Genomic DNA, 6,488 nt, shown 5'->3' with positions numbered 1-6,488 from the left:
GTGGCGAGGACGGCCTTGCGGCAGCGGTCGTAGAGGAAGACCTCGTCGCCGAGGAGGACGTAGGCGGGGCGGAGGGTGGCTGGGGAGGCGATCTCTGTGACGAAGCGGTCGACGCTGGCGAAGGACTTGAGAGAGGCCATTAGAAGGACTCCAGCATATCGCTTACGACGGCCTGGGCGAAGTCTTTTGCGACGCGGTTGACGGCGTGGTTATCTTCCTGGATGAAGCCGCTGAGGTCCTGGGTGGACTGGTACTGCTCGTGATAAACGAAGGCATCGTTGCGGTAGAGGACGTGGCCGTCGTGGGCGATGAGGAGGACTTTGGCGGTGATGGTGATGAGATAGCTGGAGGACTGGCCGGTGGAGCCGTCGTAGGTGAGCGGGGCTACGGTCTGGGCGAGGATGGTGCCGTGGAGGGTGGCGTCGGCAGAGTCGGAGTCGGAGGTGAGGATGCGGTACTTGGTGCGGGTGTTGAGCTCGCGGATGGTGGCTTGGGTGAAGGCCATCTCGGTGTGGAAGGCCTGGGCGTTGGTGGCGAAGACAGGAACGGCGAGGGTGCGGACGCTGGCGGGGATGTTGGTCGCGGAGCCGGCCTGGTGGTAGCCGCAGCCTGTGAGCGTAAGGAGAAGGATCGTGAGGAGTCGGCGCATGCGTCTGTCTTCTATTGTCGCATTGGCGGGTGGGCGAGGGTTTTCTGAGGAAAAAAGTGGGGCGGTGGAAAAGCTCGTTTTTATTGGGGGTTTTGTGAAGATAGCGGTGTTTGGGCGCGGTGTTTTGATGGTGCGAACGTGGTGGGATGCGTGGTGAGTGTGGTGCTGGGGATGGTGAATTGTGAAGGTCGAACTATGTGACAAGGCTTTCAACTTTATTTTCCGGGATGTGCTGGAGGTGGGTGTCTTTGAAGAAGGTCGGGTATTTGAGGCCGTATCCGAGGAGGCGGTCGGCTGCGATGTGGGCTGTCCAGACGAGGGCGATCTCTGATGAGAGAGGCCAGTCCTTTAGATAACTGGCGAGAAGGAGGACGAAGGGAAGGGTGAGAGTGTGGACGAGGTTGTACATTGCAGCGCCGAGGCGGACGTTGAGAGCGTAGCCGAGCATGAAGAGGTCGGGGATGAAGAAGAGGATGGCGAAGAGGAGCCAGCTGTAGTGCAGGTGCTGGTAGATGACTACGATGGTGGCCAGGAGTGCGGCCTCTTCCGAGCGAAGCAGGACGGCAGGACGTGTGAGCATGTGATTTTTATACGTTGTTCCTGGGGAGATGTTCGAAGGAGTCGGCAAGAAAGGGAACCGCAGATCCCCTTCTGGGTCGACAGCTAGAAAAGCAACCGCAACGGCGTGCTGCGCGCACGGCGCGATCTGCCATCGAGGCTGACGCGCCTTTGGCGCCTTTTTCTCCAATGCTTGTGGCAAAGAAAATGGCAGCCTTTGCGGCTGCCATCTCTTTGCTGCTTGATTGCTTGTTGGTTACGCGGGGCTTGGTTGGCCTTCGCCGAAGCCGGGCTTGCGGCCGCCTTCGGGTTTGAGGATCTTCTGAGTTTCTCCGCCGGGGCCTGGGTCTACGCCGGAGAGCGCGGACTTGGCTGCGGGGAGCTCCTTGCCTTCGATGATCAGCTTGATCTCGGCGGCGTCCAGGGTCTCGCGCTCCAACAGGGCTGCTGCCATGCGATGCATGATGTCCTGATTGGACTCGAGGATGGTGTAGGCCGATTTGTAGCCAGCGTCCACGAAGCTGCGAACCTCAGCGTCGATCTGCTTTGCGGTGTCGTCGGAGAAGTCGCGGGACTGGCCGATCTCGCGGCCGAGGAAGACCTCCTGCTCTTTCTTGCCGAAGGTCATAGGACCGAGCTTCGACATGCCGAACTCGCAGACCATCTTGCGGGCGAGGTCGGTGGCGCGCTCGATGTCATTACCGGCACCGGTGGTCATCTGCTTGAGGAAGATCTCTTCGGCGCAGCGTCCGCCCATGAGGGTGGCCATGCGGGTTTCGAGATAGTCCTTGGTGACGGTGTGCTGATCTTCCTCTGGGAGGTAGACGGTGACGCCGAGAGCCATGCCGCGAGGGATGATGGTGACCTTGTGGAGGGGATCCGAGTGCTCGCGCAGCGCTGAGACGAGGGTGTGACCAGCCTCGTGGTAGGCGGTGACGCGCTTCTCGTCATCGGTGAGGAGCATTGATTTGCGCTCCGCGCCCATCATGACCTTGTCCTTGGCGACTTCAAAGTCGTACATGTGGACGGCCTTGCGGTTGAAGCGAGCTGCGGTGAGAGCGGCCTCGTTGACCATGTTGGCAAGGTCGGCGCCGGAGAAGCCCGGGGTTCCACGAGCGAGGATGTTGAGGTTCACATCTTCGGCCATGGGGACCTTCTTGGAGTGGACCTTGAGGACTTCCTCGCGGCCACGGATGTCGGGACGATCGACGATGACGCGACGATCAAAGCGGCCGGGACGGAGAAGAGCGGGGTCGAGAACATCGGGGCGGTTGGTCGCGGCGACGAGGATGACACCGTCGTTAGACTCGAAGCCGTCCATCTCGACGAGGAGCTGGTTGAGGGTCTGTTCGCGCTCATCGTGTCCGCCGCCGAGGCCTGCGCCGCGATGACGACCGACTGCGTCGATTTCGTCGATGAAGATGATGCAGGGAGCGTTCTTTTTGCCCTGCTCGAAGAGGTCGCGGACGCGGGATGCGCCGACGCCGACGAACATCTCAACGAAGTCCGAGCCGGAGATGGAGAAGAAGGGGACGTTGGCTTCACCAGCTACTGCGCGGGCGAGGAGGGTCTTGCCGGTTCCAGGAGGTCCGACGAGGAGAACGCCCTTGGGGATGCGGCCACCGAGGCGCTGGAACTTCTGCGCTTCGCGGAGGAACTCAATGATCTCCTTGAGCTCTTCCTTGGCTTCATCGACACCAGCGACATCCTTGAAGGTGATCTTCTTCTGCTGCATGGAGAGCAGACGGGCGCGCGACTTGCCGAAGCTCATGGCCTTATTTCCACCGGACTGCATCTGGCGGAGGAGGAAGAACCAGAGGCCGAGGAGCAGAGCGAACGGCGCGATGGAGATCAACAGGCTGAGCCATTGGTTGGGGCTCTGATCCTTGATGGTGATGTTGACGCCGTGATCGCGGAGCGTCTTGTACATGTCGGGATAGTTGCCCGGGATGGTCGTGTGGAACTGGTTCTTGTCGTCACGGTAGTGGCCGGTGACTTCAGCGCCGTTGACCACGACGTCCTGGATCTTGCCCTGGTCGGCGTCGTTGAGCAACTGGGTGAGGCTGATGTTCTTCTCCTGAGTGCCCCCAGTCGTTTTGACGACGACCTGCCAGAGGAAGACTAAGCAGGTGATCATAAAGACCCAGATCAGAATTTGTTTGACGGTCGAGTTCAAGCGAATTTCCTCATTTTTCTAGTCTGCAGCGGCCTCGTTATTCCACTGGCGCTTGTCAGACCCAGTCTTCGCATGCGAAGACGTACTACGTTTAGACGTCGGAGGTGAGGTAAGGTCTGTGCTGTGGGGTAGTCCTGATTGTCAGCAAAAGCCCTGCCTCAGTCAAGTAGTTAGATTCTACTCTTGGTCTGAGGATTCGGGGGTTTGAGGAGTGAAATATTGATGGGACTTTAGGGTGATGGTGGTTGTGGCTGAATGTAGGCTAACCCGACCCTGTGGAGGGCAAAACGCATACCCCTGGGGTTAAAGCCCTTTTTCTGTGATAACTAGAGAGACCCAAGGCTAAAGCCCTGGGGTACCTGGAGGCCAAATGATGACAACGCCAAAGAGAAGTCCAACGGCAAAGGCGTAAAAACAAGCAACTGCAAAAGCTAAATGCGGGGGTCTCTCCACTACGTCGCGCGATAAGGCTGCGCGCCTTCGGTCGAGATGACGCCGTGTCAATGTTCAGATGACGCCTTGTCAATGCTGAGATGACGCCTTGATAGCGTTTCTCACAGGTTCTCATACCGGTAGACGACAACGGGAGGTGGCTGTGGCTTATTCCGGGAGAGGGCAACGGGATGTGACTGCTAGTCATGGCGATAGAGGCGGAGCTCGCGGGGGGAGCGGTCGGCGCGGAGGCCGCTGGGGAGGTGGAGGATGGAGCCGGTGCGGGCGGCCACGGTGGGGTCGTGACGAAAGCCGCAGAGGGCGAGGAGGCGAGCGGTCTCGTCGAAGGTGAGGCGAGCGCCGAGCTGGCGGGCTGCGGCGCGGAGGACGCGGCGGCGGAGGGCTGGATCGAGAGCGCGGAGGCGGTCGAGTTCGATGGAGACGGCGGATTGGCCTGGGGTGGTGCTGACGGCGCGGCCTCCTCCGCGGACGGGCTTGCCGGGGAGGAGGAGCTGGGGGAGGAGACGGTTGAGCTCGGTCTGCCAGCGGGCCTCTTCTTCGCGGGCGAGCTCGGCCATATTGGCAAGGGCCTGATCGAGGCTGGGGTTGTAGGTGCGGAGTTGAGGGAGGAGCTCGTGGCGGATTTTGTTGCGGGTGTAGGCGGTGTCGGCGTTGGTGGAGTCGGTGCGCCAGGGCTGGTTGAGGTGGGTGAGATAGGCTTCGATGCCGGAGCGGCGGGTTTGCAAGAAGGGGCGGAGGATCTTTCCTTTTTGCAGGGTGAGGGTGGGATGGATGGCGCTGAGGCCTTCGGTCCAGGCTCCGCGGAGGATCTTCATGAGGACTGTCTCGGCCTGGTCGTCGAGGGTGTGGGCGGTGAGGACTGTGTCGGCGTGGCCTGAGGCGAGGAGGTTAGTGAAGATCTCGTAGCGGAGATTGCGGGCGGCTTCTTCGATGGTCTCGGCTTCGCCGGCGGCGCGGGTTTGGGCTACGCGGTTGGGCACGCTGGCGTGGTGGAGATGGATGGGGATGTCGTGGGCGATGCAGAGATCTTCGACGAAGCGCTGGTCGGCGTCGGCTTCGGCTCCGCGAAGGCCGTGATGGACGTGGACTGCGGAGAGGCCTACGCCTATGGATTCTCGTTGGGAGTGGATGGTCAGGAGGAGGGCTACGGAGTCCGCTCCACCGGAGAGGGCTACGCAGAGGCGGTCGCCGGGTTGGATTTGGGTGCGGTCGAAGGGGAGGGTTGGGGCGGGCATCTTGTCTATGTTAGTTGGCTTGAAGAATCATGTCCTGCCGGACGGGCCCACTGCGCGTGGGGCGGTCACTTCGTGACTTCTGTTATTTGAGGGGGCCGGCTAAGAGATGTGGTCCTCCCTTCGGTCGGAAGGGATGGGCTTTATATACTGCTTGGATGTTTGAGACGAGATTGGCGACGGTGGGGGATGCGGAGTTGATTGCTCGGCATCGGCGGCAGATGTTTGTGGATGCGGGGCAGGCCGAGGACGCGGCGCTGCAGCCGATGATGGAGAACTTTATTGCGTGGGTTCGGCCGCGGCTGGCCGATGGAAGTTATGTTGGGTGGATCGTGGAGGTGGATGGCCGGGTGGTGGGCGGGGCCGGGATGTGGATGATGGATTTTCCTCCGCACTGGATGGACGCGCAGCCGCTGCGGGCTTACCTGCTGAACTTTTATGTCGACCCGGCGTTTCGTGGGCATGGGGTGGCTTATCGGCTGCTGAAGCTGTCGGTGGCGGAGGCTAGTGGGCGCGGGGTGAAGGTGGTCTCGCTGCACGCTTCGAAGTTCGGTAGACCGATCTATGAGCGGAATGGATTTGAGCAGTCGACGGAGATGATGCTGCGGCTGGAGCAGGAGGCGTAGAAGTTCGCGAGCATCTTGTATACTTCGCAGGTTATGCGAGTATTTGTGATTCTTCCAGCAGCAGGTATAGGGACGCGGATGGCCGCGGGGGGTGCGTCGACGCCGGCGCCGAAACAGTTTCTTGCGATTGGCGGGGTTCCTGTGCTGGTGCGGTCGGTGCGGGCGTTTCTTGCAGTGCCGCGAGTGGACGCGGTGTGCGTGGCGGTGAGGGCGCATGAGAGGGAGCGGGTGGAGGCTCAGATGCTTGAGTACAAGCTGGGGCCGCGGGTGCACATGGTGGAGGGCGGAGACGACCGGCAGCACTCGGTGGGTAATGCACTGGCGGCGCTGGAGTGCGATGCGGACGATGTGGTGCTGGTGCATGATGCGGTTCGGCCGCTGATCGATCCGGCGACGATTGAGCGGACGATTGATGCGGTGGTGAAGCATGGCGCGGCGATCGTTGGGTTGCCGGCGGTGGATACCATCAAACAGGTGGAGCGGACGGCGGATGGAGCAATTGTGACGGCTACGATTCCGCGGGAGCGGATTGTGCATGCGCAGACACCGCAGGGAGCGCGGTTCGGATTGATGCGACGGGCGTTTGTGGAGGCTGAGGCGGATGGTTTTTCAGGGACCGATGAGGCTAGTCTGCTGGAGCGGGCCGGGGTGGAGGTGGCTGTGGTGCAGGGATCGGCCAGGAACTTCAAGATTACGCAGCCGGGAGATATTGAGCTGGCGGAGTTCTATCTGGGTAAGGCGACCGCGGATTCTCGCGGATGAACGCGGATGAAAGGCAAAAGACGGATGAAAGA

6 protein-coding genes are annotated in these 6,488 nt (G+C 61.1%); 2 read left to right on the top strand and 4 right to left on the bottom strand.

All coding sequences use genetic code 11. The annotated features are described in order from the left end of the window. Positions 1-139 precede the first annotated feature (139 nt). The 4 genes from lptE to tilS all read right to left on the bottom strand — a co-directional run bounded on the left by lptE (position 140) and on the right by tilS (position 5,071). Positions 140-649, bottom strand: coding sequence for an LPS assembly lipoprotein LptE (lptE, locus tag GSQ94_RS08515; protein ID WP_158943127.1), 510 nt, complete (start codon positions 647-649; stop codon positions 140-142). Positions 650-842: 193 nt separating this feature from the next. Then, positions 843-1,229, bottom strand: a complete 387-nt coding sequence (locus GSQ94_RS08510; RefSeq protein ID WP_158943126.1) for a DUF4260 domain-containing protein — start codon at positions 1,227-1,229, stop codon at positions 843-845. 234 nt (positions 1,230-1,463) lie between these two features. After that, positions 1,464-3,383 (bottom strand): ATP-dependent zinc metalloprotease FtsH, encoded by a 1,920-nt coding sequence (gene ftsH / locus GSQ94_RS08505; protein ID WP_158943125.1) that lies wholly within the window; start codon positions 3,381-3,383, stop codon positions 1,464-1,466. A gap of 632 nt (positions 3,384-4,015) precedes the next feature. Beyond that, on the bottom strand, positions 4,016-5,071 hold the full coding sequence (tilS, locus tag GSQ94_RS08500; RefSeq protein ID WP_158943124.1) for a tRNA lysidine(34) synthetase TilS: 1,056 nt from the start codon (positions 5,069-5,071) through the stop codon (positions 4,016-4,018). Positions 5,072-5,226: 155 nt separating this feature from the next. On the opposite strand from tilS, the gene GSQ94_RS08495 reads away from it, so the two are divergent. Both GSQ94_RS08495 and ispD read left to right on the top strand, forming a co-directional pair. Next, positions 5,227-5,694 (top strand): GNAT family N-acetyltransferase, encoded by a 468-nt coding sequence (locus GSQ94_RS08495; RefSeq protein ID WP_158943123.1) that lies wholly within the window; start codon positions 5,227-5,229, stop codon positions 5,692-5,694. 33 nt (positions 5,695-5,727) lie between these two features. Next, on the top strand, positions 5,728-6,456 hold the full coding sequence (gene ispD / locus GSQ94_RS08490; protein ID WP_158943122.1) for a 2-C-methyl-D-erythritol 4-phosphate cytidylyltransferase: 729 nt from the start codon (positions 5,728-5,730) through the stop codon (positions 6,454-6,456). Positions 6,457-6,488 lie beyond the last annotated feature (32 nt).

Origin of the sequence: Granulicella sp. S190, assembly GCF_009766095.1 — a bacterium.
Taxonomy (GTDB): Bacteria; Acidobacteriota; Terriglobia; order Terriglobales; family Acidobacteriaceae; genus Edaphobacter.
This window is presented reverse-complemented; position numbering and strand designations above follow the sequence as displayed.